Genomic DNA, 20,144 nt, shown 5'->3' with positions numbered 1-20,144 from the left:
AGGTTCATGAGCAAAGGTGATTCAGGCGAACGGGGGATAGATCGAATTCGAGACTCTGCTGGGATGTTTACCATCGGCGATGAAAATGACGGGGCCGTAAAGTCGCTTGCAGAACTGCTTATGGTTTACCTCTCAGGACACCATGTGGCTTCGCTCGGGAAATTTCCAATTGGCGTTGGCGAAATACCTGGAAACCAGCGCAGGGATGGCGTGCGCTACGGTTACTTAATCCAGTTTGGTGGATCAATTCATAGATTGGGGTGAGAACGTGACGGGTGATGAAGCCTTTAAGGCCGCAACTGAGATAGCGAAGACAACCGGCAAGGCCATCGACGCGAGCGAGAAAGCATCCCGCTATTTGGCGGACATTTTCGGCGAAGCAATAAATGCACTTGCGGGTGCGGTAGCCGACACCGCCATTGGTTTTAAGATACGTAATCGTGCATCGGTTGCGATCAAAACCGAAAGGCATCTTCAGGCTCTTGGATTAGATCGAAGCTTCCTAAAAATAGAGGAACGCGCGGCCGTTCCGTTGATTGAAGCACTTTCCGTTGAAAGCGACGACGGACTACAAGATATTTGGGCTTCCTATATCGCAAATGCCGCTGATCCACAGAACTCCACAATCGGCGTAACGGCGGTGATCACGAACGCGATAAGCAAACTGGAGCCGGAAGATAAGGAAGTGCTGGACCAGCTTTTCGAAATAGACCTTGCGGAGCCACGCCAAGAGTCGATCAAGCTGAAGCCCTCCGACTTCAACATGACGGAGGAGGCGCTTAATTTTTCTCTGGCGCGGTTCGTAGCCCTTGGCCTTTTCTCCTGCGATAATTCCGGAAGCGTTGGCTTTGCGGCAGCCGATAGCCATAAGATGCCTTGTAACGTTGAGATATATACGTCAATCGGCTGGTTTCGTGCGCTTCCGTTGTTGCTGATGTTCAAGCAATCGATCATGCGGGGGTAGCAGCCATAAAAGCTTGACCCTGCCCCCAAGTTTTATCCAATTTTGAGTTCGCTCTTGAGGCAGGTCGAGAAGCAGCCTTCGAGGCTGATGCTACGACGCCGGGACGGCGCCGAACAGGATGGCGACATAGATAGGGGTTGATTGAGATGCAATTCAATCATCTACCAGGTAGGGTTAGGTCTATCGAAATCTCGTCTGATTTTGCTGGCTGATCTGCCAGTGAGCCATCGGCGCGCTGCACCTCGTAGTAGCCATCCCCCTCGGTCAGGAAGTACTCGGATTGAGCGGGAAGTGTTTTCCGATCCAGCTTCACTGCTGCAAGCGGATTGTGAACGACCACCATTGGCCGGGTTTCTCCGATCGCCAGAAGTTCATCAACATCAACAGCCCAAAGTGCGCTGATTGGCGAGAACTCAGGATCGAAAAACGTATCCGCCGGTACGGCTGCTCCCTTAGGTTTTGCGATATATGTACGATGTTGAAGACCCGAGCCAACTTGCTGAAGAGTTTGGCGATCGATAGTTACCTGTAACGGGCCAACGGCAAAAGTAGCCTCGACTGCGTAAGGCAATTGGCTTATCCCGTGAAGCTCCGGGATTGCACCGCCGAAGCCGCGCAATAGTCGCCCGTTAATGGCGATAACGTAGGCGTCGCTGGATGTTACGATCCTCTTCTCAAGATAGCCAGGAATCCGCTTTCCCGTCTTGCGATCCACTCGCCCGAGCAACTTCTCCGCTTTCTCTTTAATGGCGGACGTCCACCGCAAAAGAATTTCTTCATGAGGCAGCGAGACAACGTTCCCGCTAACGTGGTTGCTCCAATCGTCGGGAAGCCCTTTAGGCTCTGGCGTGACCACCTCTATCCACAGACGCCCTTCTCCTAGATCAACAAGAAAGTCCGGCCCCGGCTCTTGGTGCAGCGGCTTGAGGCCAGCCTTGATAAGTTGGTCGGCAAGAAGGATTTCCGATAACTGCTGCCAGAAAGCATTGGGATTTTCTGAGCAAAGCTTTTTTTCTGCATCGCCGTCGAGGAGGCCCGAACCAAGCATGCGCGTGCACAGCACGCAGATGGCTTCCCGAATTTCCGATCCTTTAGCACTGGTCCAAGGATAGCGCCGTTCGATTGATGCTTTCAGTTCCATCGTTTGCCTATTTTCTTAAATACTTCAACGACTTCTCCAGCAACTCGGAGCGAATGCGTCGCAAGGTCATATTGCAACGCCTTATGTGCATCGGGCCTCATTTCGTCGAAGTTAGATCGCCGCCAGACAATACTGTTTGATCGTCAAAATGCTCAGTTACAGTCTCATGGAAGCGCTATGTAGATTAGTGATAGATTTTGAGGAGCCGCAAGGCAACCCATTGTGGACATCAATTCGTCGCACTACCATTCCGCGAGGTGTGGACGGAGAATCAGATGACTGGAAGGAAACTAGTAAGGCCATATTTGTTTTCTCAAGTATTTAAGGGCACCGCAACCGACTTGGACAAGGCGGGGCTTTTTGATCCCGTCCTGAATTCGGACAGCAAGCTCTTCATTGATCCTCTTTTGATCGAGGGGAGCGATAATCCACATATGGCCGCTGCGTATAAGCAGCTTCGAGAACATTTCGCAAAGGCGACAAAGTTGCTCTCCGCTAGCAGAGCAGTCAACGATCCGGCTTGGAAAGCTGCTCGGCGCATACTTGATCTGGGGGAGCGATCGGAAACGTGCCTTGGATATGGTGGATCAAGCACCAGCGGATCGGGTAGGTCCGAGGAAGTGAGAGAACGGATATTAGAAACAACCAAGCAAATCATAGAGCTCGGTGAGAACAATCCAGAGATCATCTCTTTGATGGGCATGTTCGAAGAAGGAGTAGGGCCGGACACGATCAGTGACCTCACCACATTCGCCATTCTTCCGGCACTTTGCGCCCTGACGGAGGAATTTTGCAAGAAAAGTGGAGTTCCCGCCCGGCGGTTCAAAGACTACTTCGATGCGGAGCTACCGGAAAACCCCATCGACCCCTCCAAGCCAATCCTCCTCGTTCCCCAGGACATCTTGCGCGATCTTCCGCTAGCAGCAGATTGGTCAGACGTAGCCAGGGTGACTTTCGAAAATGAGAAAATCCGAGACGCGTTCAACTCCTTCGTAGGCCTTATTTCTCAGATGACGTTGACCGAGAAAAAGGACGCGATAAAGAAGACGGCTCTTTTATCCTTGGATCACTTCCGCGCTATCCTGGATGCCGTGCTTGGCTCAAGCGATTCTTACGATCCAAAGGCCGATCCGCTTAACCTTTACCGCTTTCGCGAGATGATCGCCGGCGATCTTAGTGTGTTTGCGCAGCCGGGGTTAAATGTCGGCAAGCCATCATCAGCTGAGTTACAGCGGCTCGTTCTGATAATTGTTGCTTCAAAACACTCGTTGAGAACAACAACCTGTGGGAACTCCTGTGGCATGAAGAAAAACCCAAGCGAGAGAAGGCCGCGCAGTTGATCTTCTTTGCCGTTGCCGACACTTTCTGTAAGGCGAATAATATCGATATCGCGCCTGAGACGAATCCTGGTGGTGGCCCGGTCGATTTCAGATTCTCCAAAGGCTACACAAACCGGGTGCTTGTCGAAATCAAGCTGTCCAAGGGCAAAGTAGTCCAAGGCTACAAGACGCAGATCGGTATCTATCAAGGCGCATCGAACACTGACAGCGCCATCTTTCTTCTGATCAACGTCGGGAAAATGGGCCAAAAATTGGTTGAAATCCAGAAGCATCGCGACACACAGATCGAAGCTGGCCTCGCCATACCCGAGATCATTGTTGTTGATGGGCGCCGGAAAAGGTCGGCCAGCGTTCGAGAAACACTGTTCGAGGTGATCGAGGATGATTTCAACGACGATGACGATGAAGAGTAGCATCACGCTGGCTCGAGTAACGATGCCTAGATGACCGAAGGTTGCGCTATTTTGGTCAAGGAAAGCCTGCTGCCAAACATCGAGCGGCAACACCGCTAAACTCGGTCTTGCGCCTCACTGGCGCTCTTCAAACAAACGGATACCAGTGAGTTCCGCAAGCTTCTCCACCAGTGCATCCTGAAACCCCGGATCGTTAACATCGGCCGCCGCCTCCCGCTGCTCCGATGGTTGCCAATAACCACCGCTGACTTTTGCAGTTCCCGCATCGCTGGCACCAAGCCGTGCCTGGGTGAGGTGCCCCATCTCTAGGTCATCGGGCGCGCCGCCCATCTTCGTTGGCAGCCAGCCGGGGTCGACGGCCAATCCTAGCAAATCGGCGCTCGCCGGCAAATTGTCTGGACAAGGACGATAAAGCGAATAGAAAATTTCAACACAATCTGCGGTCACGCCTGGGGCAAATTTTGAGCGATATCAAACTCTTTCATTTTGGCGGCGCGCAGGTGAGCGAGTTGCCCGGCAGCGCCATGCAGGTCGAGAAATCTCTGCAAGTTCTGTTCGAGGCCAATCTTGAGGCGTTGCTCGGCGTCCGCTTCCTGGCGACCGAGCATTCGACCGGCCACGTGCACGGCGGAAGGATCGATACGCTCGGCCTGGACGAGGACAACTCGCCGGTCATCATCGAATACAAGCGGTCGGTGAACGAGAACGTCATCAACCAGGGCCTGTTCTACCTCGACTGGCTGCTTGATCACCGCAAGGAATTCCAATGGCTGGTTATGGAACGCCTCGGCCAGGACGTGGCGAATGCCGTTGATTGGTCTGCTCCGCGACTGCTCTGCATCGCCGGCGATTTCACCCGCTATGACGAGCACGCCGTCAAGCAGATCGCCCGAAACATCGAATTGATCCGCTACCGGCGGTTCGGCGAGGATCTGCTGATGTTGGAACTGGTGCATGTGCCGAAGACCGGTAAACTCACTGGAGCTAAGGTTGTAGCCGAGACGAAAAGTCTAAGTTCCCTGCAAACCACTGCCGATGCCAATCAGGAAAACGACCCCTATCTCAATCAACGGATGAGCTACCGCCTATCGCAGTCGTCGGCAGACCTTCGAGATATTTATGACGCTGTTCACCAGTTTCTGATCGCGCTCGGGGATGATGTGCAGGTAAAGGAATTGAAGTTCTACACAGCATTCAAGCGACTGAAGAACTTCGTCTGCATGGAGATCTATCCCCAGGCGCGGACTGTGACGCTTTTCCTAAAGCTCGATCCAAACACCATGGCGGTTGAAAGCGGCTTTACGCGCGACGTGAGCAATGTTGGCCACTTTGGTACGGGTGATCTGCAGGTAACGCTAAAGTCGATGGCGGATTTTGAGAAAGCACAGCCATTACTGGTTCGGGCTTACGAGGGTGGGTGATCAGGTGAGCGCCACAACTATATCTGTCGTCGGTTTCGACTCAGCTTGGACCGACAATCCTAAGGCGCCAGGTGCCATCTGTGTCGTTCGACTCGATGCGCAAGGTGCGCGGTTGCACGTTGCGCCGAGGTTGGCGTCATTCAGTGAAGCCGCAGCGCTTATCCGGGCCGAAACGCTTGAGGTGGGCAAATGTCTCGTCGCGCTCGATCAGCCAACAATCGTTCCGAACCTCGGTGGCTCGCGTCCGGTCGACAAGGTTGCAGGGGCGCTCATCTCCTGGGTAGGCGGTGGTGTTCAGCCAGCCAACCGATCGAAGCTTGGGATGTTTGATGATGCCGCACCGATCTGGCGGTTCAAACAGGCAATTGGCGCCATTGAGGATCCAGAGGCCGCAAGGACCTCATCGTCAGGGCTCTTTCTAATTGAAGTATTCCCCGCCCTAGCACTGGTTGTTGTCGAGACCGCTTACTGCCAACGTCATGGGGCGCCAAAATACAATCCAGCCAACCGGAAAATGTTTAAATTAGATCACTGGCATTCCGTGGCGGAGACGATCCGGACATTCGGATCGCTCAGGGCTTTAGAGCAGCTAGAACTCTGGTGTTCGAATGTGTCGACTAACCTGATGCCGAGGAAAGCCGATCAGGACAAGGTTGACGCAATGATCTGTGGCCTCATCGGCTTGCATTGGCTGGTGGCGCCGCGCGACCAATCCGTCATGATTGGTGATCTGGAAAACGGCTACATGATCGCACCGGCGGTAAACGGCATCCATGAGCGGCTGGTTACCGCTGCAAGGAAAAGGAATGTGCCGATTAGATAGGGCGATCCTGGCATAGCACGCCGGCGAACCGGCCGCTCCGGCTACGCCGAAGTCCGCTGTCTGCCTCGTGACTCGCCAAGGAGGCCTGCCGGCAAACATCGAGCGGTACCCCTGCAATGCCTGCGGACCCCGTTCTTGCGCCTCACGCGCCATCTTCGAACAGCCGAACACCCGTCAACCCCGCAAGCTTTTCCACCAGCACCTCCTGAAACCCGACATCACCAACCTCCACCGCCGCCTCCCGCCGCTGCCGATGAAACCAATACCCGCCGCTGACCTTCGCAGCTTCCTCATCGCTCGTCGCCAGCCACGTCTGCGTAAGATGCCCCATCTCCAGATCATCGGGCGCGCCGGCGCCGCCCATCTTTGTCGGCACCCAGCCGGGGTCCACTGCATTGCTGAGAACATCGTGCCAATGGCGGGCGATGGCGGCGGCGAGGGTGGCGATGTAGAGCTTGCTTTCCGAGTAGGCCTGGCTGGCGTTCCACGGCCGCTTCTTCCAGTCGATATCGTCAAGGGCGCTGCTGCCGCTGCGGTGCATGCCGCTCGTGAGATAGATGAGGCGATCGGGGCGGGTGATCCAGGCGGTGAGCAGATAGGGGGCAAGCACATTCACCGCCAGCGTCTTGGCGTGACCATCAGGCGTTTCGCCGCGGCTCCGCTCGAGGTAGATGCCGGCATTGTGGATGACGGCGTCCATGCGGCCGATGGCGTTGACCTGCTCGGCAATCGATCGCGTTTCGGTGGCGCTGGCGAGATCGCCGATGACGAGGCCGAGGGCGGCGGCCGAAGTCTCTGCGATGGCGGAGGCGCGCTCGCGGGAGCGGGCATGCAGCACGACGTCATGGCCCTCCTTCATCAGGGTGCGGGCTGCGGCAAGGCCGAGGCCATCGGTGGAACCGGTGATGAAAATGCGGCTCATGGGGTTTCCTTTCGCGGGCGTGCGTGGAGGGCAGTCAAGCTGCTTTTTAGTTGGTTGCTCAATGCGGGAGTTGGGGTGTGGGTTCCTGGGGTTGGTCGAGATGTAGGCGGTTCGGACCGATCTAAGACCCCTCCCCAACCCCTCCCCACAAGGGGGAGGGGCTAGCCCAGCATCACCGCTTTGCCCGAGATCATCCCGTCGTTTGCCGATCTGGAGTTTTGGGAGATGCGGTGCGGCAGGTTAAGCCCCTCCCCCTTGTGGGGAGGGGTTTGGGGCGGGGTCTTTGCCCCGCAAGCGGGGGTCCGAAGGAGGGGTGCAGACAGGCGGACGAGGGCTTTTTAGGCGGTTATTTCAGCGCTTTGACTCGAAGCTCATGCAGCACTCATCGGCAGCGGCATGGATCCTCGGGTCATCAAGCCCGAGGATGACGGAGGGTGGGGAGAGGCGACCGGCTAGGGGCGCGACGTCGGGCGTCGTTTCCCGTTTCCCTCAACCTTATAAAGTCAAGCGCGCGGCCTCGGCCCGACCCGCAATCAACCCGGCGATCTGGTCAATCGGGTCTCGATCGGGCGATACGTCTGCGAGCTCATCGGCGACCTTGCCGGTCAATGTCAGCACCTTGTCGCAAAGCTCGTTCACGCGGCGGCGCAACAGCGGAGTGCCGACGCCGGCTTCTGCCGCAAAGGCCTTCCAGCCCTCGGCATCCATTTCGGCCAGTGTGGCGCGCTTGCCGATTCTCATCGCCAGCCTTGGCGACAGTTCCGGATAGATCACGGTGGAGAGGAGGTCATAGAGTTTTGCCAGCCGCGGGCCTTGGCTATCATACAGGATGGAGAAGTTCTTGCCGTGGGCATCGGCATTTCCGGCGATCAGGTTGAAGATGGCCGCGTCCAGCAGCTTCAGCACGTCGACAGCCGGCCTTGCCGAAATCCGTCTTATGAGATCGAAGCAATCCTTGAAGGTCGGCCCGCCTTCACTCGCATATTTCGTTTCCGGCGGTACGCTGAGTGCCTGGCAGAAATCTTCCTGATGGATGCGATGAACCAGGCCGCCGGCGCCGCGCACGCGGTCATATCGTTCGACCAGAAGGAACGGGCGCCCCTGCACATATCTCGGTTCGACGGCTGCGACATCGAGCGCGATGGCGGCCGCAAGCCGCATCACGAAAGCTTCGTTCTCGGTCGTCGCCTTGAAGCGGGCTATCGGTGGCTTCAGAATATGGGTTGTGGCCTGGCCGGGCAGGGGAAGCCCGATCCGGCCATCGACCAGAACAACCGGCAGTTTGGACTGCGCGCCGGCGAGCGACAGTCTGAGGCCCTCCTCACCGGCCAGGAGAGGCCGCACGGGCAGTGCCTCCAACACGGCAACGATGCCTGCTTCGTCCAAGGGCACGGGCTGGCGATCTGCAATCGACCCCGTCCCCGCCGGTGCCTCACCTTCGGCAAGCAGTTGCAGCGCACCGGCGACATCGCCGCCCAGGTTATCGAGAAGCGCAAAGTCATTGGCGGGAGACACGCCCAAGGCCCGTGCTGCGGCCAGGCGCTGGCTTTCCTCGGGCAGCAGACCGCCGAAAAACGGTCGGCATTCCCGGCGGGTAAATCGCTCCGGTCGTTTCGGCAGAGACGCCGAGAGCGGCAGCGTTTTGTGATCGTCAAGCCAGGCTCGCGCATAGGCAAAGCCGATATCGCCGTCTCTGTCCTGCGTGAATTGGCCGACAATGCGGCCGTCCCACCAGACGTTGAGAAGCCTTGATGTCATTGCCTGCGCTCGCCGGGAGCCAGAATGTCGAGGGAGCAGCCAAGCGTTTGCAGAACCTGCAGGACTTTGCCGATCTGCGCTGTGGGCTTGCCGGCTTCGAGGTCGACGATAAAACGAAGCCCGACGCCGGCAACGCCGGCAAGCTCGTCCTGCCGCAGGTTTTGCTCCTTGCGGGTGCTTCGAACCAGGGCGCCGATATCGGCTGGACTCTGTACGTGTTTCGCCATGAATTTTTCCCGATCGGGAAAATATAGCGAATGCGGAGGCGGTGTCCAGGGAAATTTACCGATCGGGATTATTTAGAGAAGTGGGAAAGGTTGAGGGTATGAAATTTCCCGTTCGGTAAAATGGTTCGGAGTTCGTTGGGCGTGCGTGGGATCCCTCGGGCTTGACCCACTGCTCTCCGGTTCGCGCCGATGGCTGCCCCTCACCCTAACCCTCTCCCCGTAAAAACGGGGAGAGGGGACGTGCCATACGAGACGCGAGAGAGGGACGGAGAGGTTGCGGCATATCCCCTTCGCCCCGTTTACGGGGAGAAGGTGGCGGCAGGCGGATGAGGGGCTGCTCTCGCCGATCTCTGAGCCCGGATAAAAACACCACCTTCCGCCCATCACCCCCGCCGCCGCTCCGCTCCCGCCGCAATCGTCTGCACCAGCTCGTCCACCTCCCGCGACAACCGCTCCAGCGGCAGGCCGACGAAGCGGCCTTCGAGGCTGATGCTGACGACGCCATGCACGGCGCCGAAGAGGGTGCGGGCGCGGATGGCGCGGTCTTGCGCGGGCATGTCGGGTTGCAGTTCGGCCAGCGGTTCGGCGATCACGTCCATCAGGAAGAGGTGCTCGTTAAGATGCCATTGCGGCGTCGGGCTCGATTCCGGCGGGAAGTGGTCGAACAGCGCCTTCCAGAGGTTCCGGTGCTCGACGGCGAAGCTCAAATAGCCCTGCGCCAGGTTGCGCAGCCGGTCGGTCGGCGGCCGGTCTTTGGTTTCCGGCAGGGTCAGCCTCGCCTCCAGCGCCTTCAGCGTGGCGGAGTTGACGTGGATGACGAGCTCGGCGAGGTCTGAAAAGACCGTGTAGAGGCCGCCGAGCGCGCAGCCGGCATCCTGGGTGATGTCGCGGGCCCGGAGATTTGCCAGCCCGTCTTTGGCGATCCGCTCGCGCGCCGCCTCGATCAGCCGGGCCTTCAGGTCTTCGCGTTTTTCTTCTCGCCTGCCGGCCATTAACCATTCCACTTCGATTTTTTGAACGTCGTTCAAAATTTATCTTGAACGACGTTCATGATTCTGGCATAACACCTCTGGTGAACAACGTTCATAAACCGGAGGAAGGAAATGTTCAAACTGATTTCCATTTTGTTGCGGGGCAGGGCACATGATGCCGAGCAGGCCTTTGCCGATCGCCACGCCGTGCCGCTGCTTTCCCAGCAGATCCGCGATGCCGCCCAGTCGATCCAGTCGGCCCGCCGCAGTGTCGCGGTCGCCATCGCCCAGAACGAACAGGAGAAGGGGCAGCACGGGGCGATCGTCGCCCGCATCGCCGATCTCGAAATCCGCGCCTCCGCCGCCTTGGCGAAGGGCAATGAGGGCCTGGCCCGCGAGGCGGCCGAAGCGATCGCCTATCTTGAAGCCGAGCGCGATGCGTCCGAGAAGGCGCAGAGCCAGTTCACCAGCGCGATCGACAAGCTGAAGGGCATCGTCCGCGCTTCCGAGGCAAGGCTGCAGGAGTTGCAGCGCGGCGAGCGGCTGGCGCGCGCCACGCAGGAGGCGCAGAAGCTCGATGTCGCAGTTGCCGGTCCGGGCCTGGCGACGCTCGACGATGCCGAGGAGACGCTCGCCCGCCTTCGCCTGCGCCAGAGCCAGAATGAGCTGACGGCGGCCGCCCTGAAGGACATGGAAGGCGCCATCCGCCCGGCCGGCATTATCGAAAAGCTTGCCAATGCCGGCTTCGGCGCGCCGCGGCACTCATCCGCCGATGATGTGCTGGCGCGGCTGAAGAGCCGCATCACGCCTGCCGCTTGAAATTGCATCCATCCAACCATTCATCCATCGAACCATAGGGACAAAGACAATGAACGACAGTTTCCAGAAACATTCCGCAAGCTGGGTCAGCTTCTCCTACATCTCCTTCGGCTCGGCCGCCTTCATGCTGGCGCTCGGCCTCTACATGATGCCGCTCGATCTCTGGGGCAAAGGCTATCTCGCCATGGGCATTCTGATGCTGGTGCAGACCACGGTGAACATCACCAAGACGCTGCGCGACAACGCCGAATCCGAGAAGCTGATCCGCAAGGTCGAGGATGCCCGCACCGAGAAGCTGCTCGTCAAGTTCAATCGTAACGATGAAGATTGATCTTGGTTAACCACAGCGCAGAGTTGTTACCGCATTCAACTTTTGCGTAACAACTCTGTGGCCTTCTCTGCCAGTCGAAAGAGGGACCCGCCGTGCAACACAATCTGATGACCTCCAGGAAATTCGCGCCGCTGTTCTGGACCCAGTTCCTGACGGCCTTCAACGACAATTTCCTCAAGAACACCCTGGTGTTCCTCATTCTCTTCAAGATGTCGGCCAGCGAAGGCGCCGCCCTGGTGACGCTTGCCGGCGTCATCCTGATCGTGCCGTTCCTGCTGCTCTCGGCACTCGGCGGCGAACTCGCCGACAAGCATGACAAGGCAAAGATCGCCGAGCTGTTGAAACGCTGCGAGATCGCGGTCGCCGCCCTTGCCGTCATCGGTCTCGCCTTCTCCTCGATTTTTGTGCTGATGGCGGCGCTGTTCGGCTTCGGCATCGTCTCGGCACTTTTCGGGCCGATCAAATACGGCATCCTGCCCGATCATCTCGAGCGCCGCGACCTGCCGAAGGCCAATGCCTGGATCGAGGGCGGCACCTTCATCGCCATCCTCGGCGGCACGATCATCGCCGCCTTCGCCTTTTCCGGCGGCGATAATGTGCTGATCTTCGGCACGATGATGATGGGGCTTTCGGTGATCTGCTGGCTGGCAGCCCGCATGATCCCGCCCACCGGCTCCAAGGCGCCGGATCTTCAGATCGATCGCAATGTGATCCGCTCCAGCTACACCCTGGTCATGGAAATCCGCGAGGACAAGCGTCTGTGGCGTTCGGCGCTGATGAACTGCTGGTTCTGGCTGGTCGGCGCCTTCGTTCTCTCCATCCTGCCGACCATGGTCACCGAGCTGCTCGGCGGCTCCGGGCTCGTCGTGCCGGCCTATCTCACGGTCTTTGCCATCGCCGTTGCCGTCGGCTCCGCCATTGCCGCCTGGATGTCGTCCGGTCGCATCGTGCTGCTGCCGGCCCCTGTCGGCACGGCGCTGCTCGGCCTCTTCAGCCTCGATCTCGCCTGGAACCTCTGGGGCCTGGCATCGGTGAGCCATGCGACGACGATCGCCACTTTCTTTGCCGGCGAAAATACCATCCGCGTCGCCATCGATCTTGCCGGCATGGCGATAGCAGGCGCCTTCATCGCCGTTCCCACCTTCGCCGCCCTGCAGACCTGGGCGCATGAGGACCGCCGCGCCCGCGTCATCGGCGCCGCCAATGTGCTCTCGGCGCTGTTCATCACCGTCGGTCTCGGCCTCGTTGCCGCTATACAGGCGATGGGCGCTTCCATTCCTCAGATCCTGATCGGCCTCGGCATCATCAATTTTGCCGTGGCCTGGTTGATGCTGAAGACGCTGCCGACCAATCCCTTCCGCGATTTCATCTCGATCATGTTCCGCGCCTTCATGCGCCTCGAGGTCGAGGGGCTGGAGAATATCAAGAAGGCCGGCCGCGCGCCGATCATCGCGCTGAACCATGTCAGCCTGCTCGATGGTGCCCTGGCGCTTGCCATCACCGAGGAAGAGCCGACCTTTGCCGTCGATTACAAGATCGCCCAGGCCTGGTGGGTGCGGCCCTTCCTGAAGATGTGCAAATTCCTGCCGCTCGACCCGACCAAGCCGATGGCGACACGCTCGCTGATCAAGGTGGTGCAGGACGGCAACCCGATCGGCATCTTCCCCGAGGGCCGGCTGACGGTGACCGGCACGCTGATGAAGGTCTATGATGGCGCCGCCATGGTCGCCGACAAGACCGGCTCGATGGTCGTGCCGGTGAAGATCGACGGGCTGGAGAAGAGCTATCTCTCCTATCTCGACAACGGCAAGATCCGCCGCCGGCTGTTTCCCAAGGTCAAGGTCACCATTCTCGAGCCGGTGAAGCTGGACGTGCCGCCGGAGCTGAAAGGCCGCAAGCGCCGCACTGCGGCGGGCGCTGCCCTTTATCAGGTGATGTCGAACCTGCTGTTCCAGACAGCGGATACCTCGTCGACCGTGCTCGACCGTGTCATTCAGGCCGGCCACGAATTCGGCATGAAGAAACTTGCCGTCGAAGATCCGGTCACCGGCCGGCTGACCTATGGCAAGCTGCTGACCGGCGCTGCCGTGCTCGGCGCCAAATTCCGCACCATGTTCCCAGAGAAGAACCTCGGCGTCATGCTGCCGAATGCCAATGGCGCTGCCGCCACCCTTCTCGGCGTGATGAGCGCGGGCAAGGTGCCGGCCATGCTGAACTTCACCGCGGGTGCCGCCAATATTCTCTCCGCCTGCAAGGCCGCCGAGGTCAAACACGTGCTGACCTCGCGCGCCTTCGTCACCCAGGCGAAGCTCGCCCCCGTGATCGCCGAGATGGAAAAGCAGGTGACGATCGTCTGGCTCGATGATCTCAGGGCCGAAATCTCACTCAAGGACAAGATTTTCGGGTTTCTCAGGAAGGCGCGGCCGCTGGTGAAGCGTAAGCCGGATGATCCGGCCGTCATCCTCTTCACCTCGGGCTCCGAAGGCACGCCGAAGGGCGTGGTGCTGACCCACCGCAACATCCTGTCGAATGCCGCCCAGGCGGCGGCCCGCATCGATTTCCACAGCGCCGACAAGGTGTTCAACATCCTGCCGGTGTTCCATTCCTTCGGGCTGACGGCCGGCACGGTGCTGCCGCTGATTTCGGGCGTGCCGGTCTATTTCTATCCCTCGCCGCTGCATTACCGCATCGTGCCGGAGCTGATCTATGCCTCCAACGCCACGATCATCTTCGGCACCGATACCTTCCTCAACGGCTATTCGAGGACGGCGCATCCCTACGATTTCCGCTCGATCCGCTATATCTTCTCCGGCGCCGAGCCGGTGAAGGCCGCAACCCGCCAGACCTATATGGAAAAATTCGGCCTGCGCATCCTCGAAGGCTACGGCGTCACCGAGACCGCACCGGTCATTTCGATCAACACGCCGATGTACAACAAGTCGGGCACGGTCGGCAAAATCCTGCCGGGCATGGAATGGAAGCTCGAACCGGTGCCGGGCATCGATGAGGGCGGAAGGCTGCATGTGCGCGGCGCCAATGTCATGGCCGGTTACCTGCGCGCCGAAAAGCCCGGCGTGCTGGAGCCGCTCGCCGACGGCTGGCACGACACCGGCGACATCGTCACCATCGACGAGGACGGTTTCGTCAAGATCCGCGGCCGCGCCAAGCGCTTCGCCAAGATCGCCGGCGAAATGATCTCGCTCGCCGCCGTCGAGACGCTCGCCGCCGAGCTCTGGCCGGGCGCGCTCTCGGTCGTCTCCTCGCTGCCCGACGCCAAGAAGGGCGAGCGCCTGGTGCTCCTGACCGACGCGCCGACAGCCACCCGCGCCGAATTCCTCGCCTTCGCCAAATCCAGGGGCGCCATGGACATGATGGTGCCGGCCGAGGTCAATATCGGCAAGGTGCCGGTGCTGGGTTCCGGCAAGGTGGATTTCGTCGCGGCGCGGAAGCTGGCGGAAAGTGCGGCGCTGGCGGGGGAGGCGGCGTAGGCGTGGCGGGCGTCAGGCGCAAACCGGGGAATTGTTGCCGGCGCGTTTGTGCAACCGGCTAGATAGTTGCAAGACCCCTCCCCAACCCCTCCCCACAAGGGGGAGGGGCTTAACATGCGGCTCTCGTCGTGCGCCCTATTGAACGTCGACTGTGCGGCTGGTCTATTTGTTTGTGATGCGGGTGCCACAGCTTAGCCCCTCCCCCTTGTGGGGAGGGGTTGGGGAGGGGTCTTGAGACGGGCGCCGGTGATAGTTCCAAGAGGAAACCGACATGGTCGAAATCGATGTCTTTGACGGGCACAATGACGTGGCGCAATTCATCGCGGAATACACCTCTTCCGGCCGGGATTTTCTGGCGAGGTCGGAAAGCGGGCATCTCGATCTGCCGAGGGCGCGCGAGGGCGGCCTGGTCGGCGGGTTGTTTGCGCTGCATGCAGGTCCGGAGCGCCAGCCGGAAAATGACCTGATCATCACCGAAAATGGCTACGAGGTCATTTATGCCGAGACCGTCGATCCGCTCTATGCCCGCCAGCAGATCGATGCACAGCGTGTGGCGCTCGAAACATTGATCCGCCGCTCCGGCGGTCGGATGCGCATGGCGGTTGATGTCGATGAGATCGCGGCCGCCAGAGCCGAGGCGGCCTTTGCCGTCGTGCTTCATATGGAAGGGGCCGAAGCGGTGGATGGCGAATTCGACTATCTCCATCGGCTGCATGCGGCGGGCCTACGGTCGCTGGGGCCGGTCTGGAGCCGCCCGAACATGTTCGGCTACGGCGTTCCCTTCGCCTTTCCGAGGTCGCCGGATACGGGTCCCGGGCTGACCGACATCGGCAAGGAGTTGGTCAGGACCTGCAATCGGCTCGGGATCATGGTCGATCTTGCGCATCTGAACGAGCGGGGATTCTGGGATGTGGCGGCATTGAGCCACGCCCCTCTCGTCGTCACCCATGCCTGCGCCCATGCCATCTGCCCATCGACCCGAAATCTCACCGACAGGCAGCTCGACGCGATCCGCGATACTGACGGCGTGGTCGGCTTCAACCTCTCGGTCTGCGACATTCGCGCCGACGGCCACCTAAATGATGATACCCCGCTTGAGGCCGTCGCCCGCCATATCGACTATCTCGTCAACCGCGTCGGCGAAGACAGGGTCGCCCTCGGATCGGATTTCGACGGCGCGGTGATCCCCCGCCGGATCAAGGACGCCAGCGGTTTGCCGCATCTGTTCGACGCGATGCGCAAAAGCGGCTTCGACAGGCAGACCCTGTCGAAATTCGCTTTCGACAACTGGCTGCGCGTATTCGCGCTGACCTGGAAGAACGGCCCGTCATCGTGAAGCCAGGACGATTTCGTTGCGCCGAGAAACAGCCGCTGGTTGCATTTTCTGGCGAAGTCCGTAAACATTCGATTGCTTCTCTGGCGCCCGATTCAGCGCCACCGAAAACGGTTTTGATGCTTGAAAACGGTCGGACGTGCGCTAGCTGCAAGCATCGTCATACGACCGTTGATTTGCATGATTAGTTTTTACTCGTTCAATAAATTTCCGATTGCCGCCCATGCTTGATGCCAGCGCGCTGACACTGTTTCCTGATCGCCCCTGGCCGCAGCATTACCAAAAGACATGACCGCGCAGAATTAGCCCTGGTGAGGAGGGGATTGACGATGTTCGTAGAGGGTTTGAAGAAGCTTTTTCGTGGCCGTTCGGAGAGGGACGACACTTCGGCAGTAAGCGCGCTGTCAGCAAGGGACAGGGACGCCATCACTGCGGACCTCGCCTTCTTCGACAGCGTCGAAAAGGGTCTCGGCAAAGCCCTTGCCCGCTATATCCTGACAGGCGCCGACGAAGCGAGCGTGCTTCATGTGAGCAATCTGTTGAAGACCACCCAGGGCGATATCCGCACCAAGCTTCACAATGTCTTCATCGCCGTCGCCGACGACTGGAATAACAAGGTCGAGCGCGAGAAGCGCCACAAGGCCAGGGAACGGGTGCTCTTCGAACTCGAAGGCTTCGATCCGGCAGCGCTCTATCGCTATCTCCATCTGCATAGCCAGTTCAATGCGCAAAACCGGGCATGGCGCTTTCCCGGCAGCGATCAATCGCCGCGTTGGCTGCGCACGGCAAGCCTGCTCTTCGACACCTCGGCACCGGAAGGCCGCAACCCCCTCGGTTTTCTCACCGCGCCACACATCCTCGAGATGATGGAAGCTGCCGAGCTTGCCCCCTCGGTCGCGCCGCTGATCGACTGCGCCTTTTCGGACAAGGACGTGCCCTACGGAGATCTGACCCAGCGGATGCTGAAGCTGCCGGGCCTTGCCGATGCGATCGCCGCCATGCCCGAGGAAGCGACCCGGACGATCGGGACGCTGGCGGCAGGCGGCCGCGAGGTCATGGTCAGCTTCCTCGGCCAGAACGGCCTGATCGACCGCGATCGGCATTTCTTCGATTTCGCCTTCCAGATGGCGAGCGACGGCGCCAAGACGGTGCGCGAGGCGGCGTCCAATGCGCTGAAGGTGGGCGGCGAGGCCAAGGTGCAGGCAAAGGCCGAGGAATTTCTCGCCTCGCGCAAGGCCAACGAACGGCTGGCCGGCGTCAATATTCTGGCCGCCCTGCTGCGCGAACGCTCCCTGCCGATCCTCGACCGGCACGGGGGCGAGGAAAAATCCAATACGGTGCTGGCGGCGATCGCAACGATCCGGGCGACCTATGCGGCAGGCTCGGTTGCCGGCGCCGAGGCAGGCGAGGGCGAGGGGGATGGCGAGGCAGGTTACCTCGCCTTCGACGGCAGCTTCGTTGCCGCGCCGCCGCCCGCCGCCAAGGAGGAGCCGCTGCCGGCCGATCTGGAAGAGGCGTTCCGCAAGCTTCTGACGGAAGCCAATGCGGCGGCCCGCATCGATTACGACCAGACGCCGCCGGGCAAAGACTGGAACCAGCGGCCGGCCCGCCCGTTTACGCCGCCCTTCGATCCGGCGATTGCAAAACATATCGTCGCCGCCATGCGGGGCGAACGGCTGAGCGAGGCGCAGCGCCGGGAGATCTGGAAGGCGGTCGACGACAAGAGCACCGATAATTGGATGCGGCAGACGCGCCAGCTCCTGGGCAACGGGCTGAAGGCGATCTTCTCCCGTACGGACATCTCCTTTCACGCGCTGTCGCGGCTGCTTTTCCAGGCGACGGACGGGCGGCATTGGCAGCACATCCTGCGTATCGTGCTGGGAACGACGAATTACTGGATGCGCGGTCCCGACAATGAAATCCTCGCCCGCATCAAGGCCGGCGCCGATATCCGCATCCTCGCCGAAATCGCCGCAGAGGCCGGGGCGCCGGCATTCGAGGCCATGGCCGATGCGCTCGCCGACAAGGCCTATGTCAATATTTCCGAGATGATCGACGAGCCGGCGCCGGCCAATGTCTGGCCGCTGCTGGCCGAGAACTTTGCCGCGCTCGATGCAGCCCTTGCCGGCGACGGCCTGAAGGAGCGCTGGAGCGAGGATTTCATTTTCTCCTGGCTCAGGATGTTTCCGCGCCTGCCGCGCCGCTATTTCCCGCTGGTGGCCGACCGCGCCGTGCAGGGCGGCGTGCGCCAGCGCGAATTTGCCCGTTACCTCCTGCGCGAAGTCGCCGATCTGACGCCGCTGATCACGCCGATGCTGACATCAGGGCCGGAAACCAAACGGCTTGCCGCCGCCCGCTGGCTGGCGGAACGGCGGGACGGCAATGCGATCGCGCCACTGCGCGCAGCCCTTGCCAAGGAGAAATCGGTGACGGTCAAGGCGGCCGCCATGTCGGCGCTTGCCGCCTGCGGCGATGATACCTCCGATCTCTTCGCCGAAGAGACGCTGCTCGCCGAAGCCGAAAAGGGACTGGCCTCGACCAAGGTCGATTATTCCCCGCTTTTCGATGCCGAAAACCTGCCCGTGCTGCATTGGGCGGATGGGCGCGAGGTCTCGGCCAAGCTGGTCAAATGGTGGTTTGCCCGGTCGCACAAGCTGAAAATGGCCGGCGGCGATCCGATGATCCACATGGCGCTCGAACGTCTCGACCGCAGGGATGCCGAGCGGCTGGGGGCGGCCGTCGTCTCGGCCTTCATCTCCTACGACACCCAGCGGCCGACCAGCGAAGAGGCCAATGCCTATGCGGCGGAAAATGCCAAGCAGCGCTACGACTATACCAAGCAATGGCGCAAGGATTTTACCGAGGAACTGGCCTTTGCCGAGCTGCGCCGCGAAAAGCTCGCCATCTATTTAAACAGCGCGCTCGATCATCGCGGCCTGCTGGCGCTCGCCCGTTTTGCGCCGCCGGCCGAAACCACGCTGCTCGTCAAGCGCTACCTGCGCGAACACGGCAAGCGGCCGAACCAGTGCCGGGCGCTGATCGATGCGCTGATGGCAAACCCGGTTCCGCAAGTGCTGCAGCTGGTGCTGATCGCCTCGCAGCGTCACAAGCAGCCGGGCCTGCGCAAATATGCCGGCGAAGTGATCACCGCCTTTGCCGAGGCCCGCGGCTGGACGCCGGCCGAACTCGGCGACCGCACCATGCCCTCTGCCGGCATCGACGAGGACGGCATTCTCGAACTGCCGATCGGCGAGCGGCTTTTCCGGGCGCGGCTGGTGGCGGAGCGCGCGAAGAACGGCGCGCAGGAACTGAAGCTCGTCCTTGAAAATCCCGACGGCAAGCCGATCGCTTCGCTGCCGAGCCCGACCGATCCCGAAGAGGCGGAAGAGGCGAAGGAGGGCAAGAAGCTTCTCTCCAACGCCAAGAAGGAGCTGAAGCAGACGGTGGAGCTGCAGAGCGGCCGTCTCTATGAGGCGATGTGTGCGGCCCGCATCTGGCCGCGTGAGGATTTCGAAACCTTCCTGCTCGCCCACCCGATCGTCGGCCGGCTGCTGCGCCGCCTGGTTCTGGCCGGTCGTGATGACAAGGGCAAGATCATCGGAAGCTTCCGGGCGCTCGATGACGGCAGCTTCACCAATGCAGAGGACGAGCCGGTCAAGCTCGACAGTTTCGCCGGCATCTCGATCGCCCATCGCGTCAGCCTCGGCGAGGCGGGCGCCAAGGCCTGGAAGACCCATCTCGACGATTACGAGGTCCAGCCGCTGTTCGAGCAGCTCGACCGGCCGGTTCTGTCGGACGAGAAACCCAATGCCAAGCATATCGACGACCGCAAGGGCTGGATGATCGACAATCTGACGCTGCGCTCGGCCGCCGAAGCGCTCGGCTATGTCCGGGGGTCGGTGGAGGACGGCGCCGGCTTCTACACCTATGAGAAGGCCTTCGGCGATTGCGGTTTTGCCGCCGTCATCGAATTCACCGGCAGTTATATCGGCGAGAACGAACGTGTGCCGAAGGCGCTGACGGAAATGCGCTTTGCGAAAATTCTGCCGGGCGGCCGGGTGATCTATGGCGGCGAGACGACGCTCTCCAAGGTGCCGCCGGTGCTGCTCAGCGAAACATGGAACGACCTGCGCGCCATTGCCGACAAGGGCACCGGCTTCGATAGCGAATGGCAGAAAAAAGGCGGATGGTAA

Annotated in this window: 15 protein-coding genes and 2 pseudogenes; 11 read left to right on the top strand and 6 right to left on the bottom strand. The window is 60.4% G+C overall.

The window, feature by feature from the left end; translation table 11 throughout:
- Positions 1-264 (top strand): annotated as a pseudogene (locus V8P77_RS33915) (hypothetical protein); the annotation flags it as partial.
- A 4-nt stretch (positions 265-268) separates the two neighbouring features.
- Positions 269-964 carry an Abi-alpha family protein gene (locus V8P77_RS33910; protein ID WP_335916680.1) on the top strand — a complete coding sequence of 232 codons (696 nt, stop codon included), beginning with the start codon at positions 269-271 and terminating at the stop codon, positions 962-964.
- Between the two features lie 157 nt (positions 965-1,121).
- Here V8P77_RS33910 and V8P77_RS33905 read toward each other — a convergent pair whose 3' ends face one another.
- Positions 1,122-2,105, bottom strand: a complete 984-nt coding sequence (locus V8P77_RS33905) for a hypothetical protein (RefSeq protein ID WP_335916679.1) — start codon at positions 2,103-2,105, stop codon at positions 1,122-1,124.
- Between the two features lie 275 nt (positions 2,106-2,380).
- Here V8P77_RS33905 and V8P77_RS33900 point away from each other — a divergent pair, with 275 nt between their 5' ends.
- Together V8P77_RS33900 and V8P77_RS33895 are read left to right on the top strand one after the other, a co-directional pair.
- Positions 2,381-3,445, top strand: a complete 1,065-nt coding sequence (locus tag V8P77_RS33900; RefSeq protein ID WP_335916678.1) for a DUF8370 family protein — start codon at positions 2,381-2,383, stop codon at positions 3,443-3,445.
- Positions 3,388-3,858: a DUF8371 domain-containing protein gene (locus tag V8P77_RS33895; RefSeq protein ID WP_507237395.1), complete on the top strand. Its 471-nt coding sequence runs from the start codon at positions 3,388-3,390 to the stop codon at positions 3,856-3,858. Before V8P77_RS33900 ends, V8P77_RS33895 begins: the two co-directional genes overlap by 58 nt.
- A gap of 114 nt (positions 3,859-3,972) precedes the next feature.
- Here the strand turns inward: V8P77_RS33895 and V8P77_RS33890 are convergent.
- Positions 3,973-4,233, bottom strand: a pseudogene (locus V8P77_RS33890) (SDR family NAD(P)-dependent oxidoreductase); the annotation flags it as partial.
- 86 nt (positions 4,234-4,319) lie between these two features.
- Here V8P77_RS33890 and V8P77_RS33885 point away from each other — a divergent pair.
- Together V8P77_RS33885 and V8P77_RS33880 are read left to right on the top strand one after the other, a co-directional pair.
- Positions 4,320-5,279 carry a DUF5655 domain-containing protein gene (locus V8P77_RS33885; RefSeq protein ID WP_335916676.1) on the top strand — a complete coding sequence of 320 codons (960 nt, stop codon included), beginning with the start codon at positions 4,320-4,322 and terminating at the stop codon, positions 5,277-5,279.
- Entirely contained in the window at positions 5,272-6,102 is an 831-nt protein-coding gene (locus tag V8P77_RS33880) for a DUF429 domain-containing protein (RefSeq protein ID WP_222345932.1), read from the top strand. The genes V8P77_RS33885 and V8P77_RS33880 overlap by 8 nt, the downstream gene beginning before the upstream one ends.
- Positions 6,103-6,244: 142 nt before the next feature.
- Here the strand turns inward: V8P77_RS33880 and V8P77_RS33875 are convergent, their stop codons facing one another.
- The 4 genes from V8P77_RS33875 to V8P77_RS33860 all read right to left on the bottom strand — a co-directional run bounded on the left by V8P77_RS33875 (position 6,245) and on the right by V8P77_RS33860 (position 10,001).
- Complete coding sequence (locus V8P77_RS33875) at positions 6,245-7,024, bottom strand: SDR family NAD(P)-dependent oxidoreductase (RefSeq protein ID WP_335916675.1); 780 nt, start codon at positions 7,022-7,024, stop codon at positions 6,245-6,247.
- Between the two features lie 495 nt (positions 7,025-7,519).
- The gene (locus tag V8P77_RS33870) at positions 7,520-8,782 is read right to left on the bottom strand and encodes a type II toxin-antitoxin system HipA family toxin (RefSeq protein ID WP_335916673.1); all 1,263 of its coding nucleotides are present in this window, start codon (positions 8,780-8,782) and stop codon (positions 7,520-7,522) included.
- Positions 8,779-9,009 carry a helix-turn-helix transcriptional regulator gene (locus tag V8P77_RS33865; RefSeq protein WP_065279083.1) on the bottom strand — a complete coding sequence of 77 codons (231 nt, stop codon included), beginning with the start codon at positions 9,007-9,009 and terminating at the stop codon, positions 8,779-8,781. Before V8P77_RS33865 ends, V8P77_RS33870 begins: the two co-directional genes overlap by 4 nt.
- A gap of 383 nt (positions 9,010-9,392) precedes the next feature.
- Positions 9,393-10,001: a TetR/AcrR family transcriptional regulator gene (locus V8P77_RS33860; RefSeq protein ID WP_335916681.1), complete on the bottom strand. Its 609-nt coding sequence runs from the start codon at positions 9,999-10,001 to the stop codon at positions 9,393-9,395.
- A gap of 111 nt (positions 10,002-10,112) precedes the next feature.
- Between V8P77_RS33860 and V8P77_RS33855 the strand changes: the two genes are divergently transcribed.
- The 5 genes from V8P77_RS33855 to V8P77_RS33835 all read left to right on the top strand — a co-directional run bounded on the left by V8P77_RS33855 (position 10,113) and on the right by V8P77_RS33835 (position 20,144).
- Complete coding sequence (locus tag V8P77_RS33855) at positions 10,113-10,799, top strand: PspA/IM30 family protein (RefSeq protein ID WP_335916672.1); 687 nt, start codon at positions 10,113-10,115, stop codon at positions 10,797-10,799.
- 49 nt (positions 10,800-10,848) lie between these two features.
- Complete coding sequence (locus V8P77_RS33850) at positions 10,849-11,130, top strand: YiaA/YiaB family inner membrane protein (protein ID WP_003546080.1); 282 nt, start codon at positions 10,849-10,851, stop codon at positions 11,128-11,130.
- A gap of 92 nt (positions 11,131-11,222) precedes the next feature.
- Positions 11,223-14,618 carry an acyl-[ACP]--phospholipid O-acyltransferase gene (locus V8P77_RS33845; protein WP_335916671.1) on the top strand — a complete coding sequence of 1,132 codons (3,396 nt, stop codon included), beginning with the start codon at positions 11,223-11,225 and terminating at the stop codon, positions 14,616-14,618.
- 271 nt (positions 14,619-14,889) lie between these two features.
- On the top strand, positions 14,890-15,954 hold the full coding sequence (locus V8P77_RS33840; protein WP_335916670.1) for a dipeptidase: 1,065 nt from the start codon (positions 14,890-14,892) through the stop codon (positions 15,952-15,954).
- A gap of 326 nt (positions 15,955-16,280) precedes the next feature.
- The gene (locus V8P77_RS33835; RefSeq protein WP_335916669.1) at positions 16,281-20,144 is read left to right on the top strand and encodes a DUF4132 domain-containing protein; all 3,864 of its coding nucleotides are present in this window, start codon (positions 16,281-16,283) and stop codon (positions 20,142-20,144) included.

It is taken from the genome of Rhizobium aouanii (assembly GCF_037002925.1).
Lineage (GTDB): Bacteria > Pseudomonadota > Alphaproteobacteria > Rhizobiales > Rhizobiaceae > Rhizobium > Rhizobium aouanii.
Note: the sequence above shows the minus strand (reverse complement) of the source record. Positions and strands in the feature narration are given on the sequence as shown.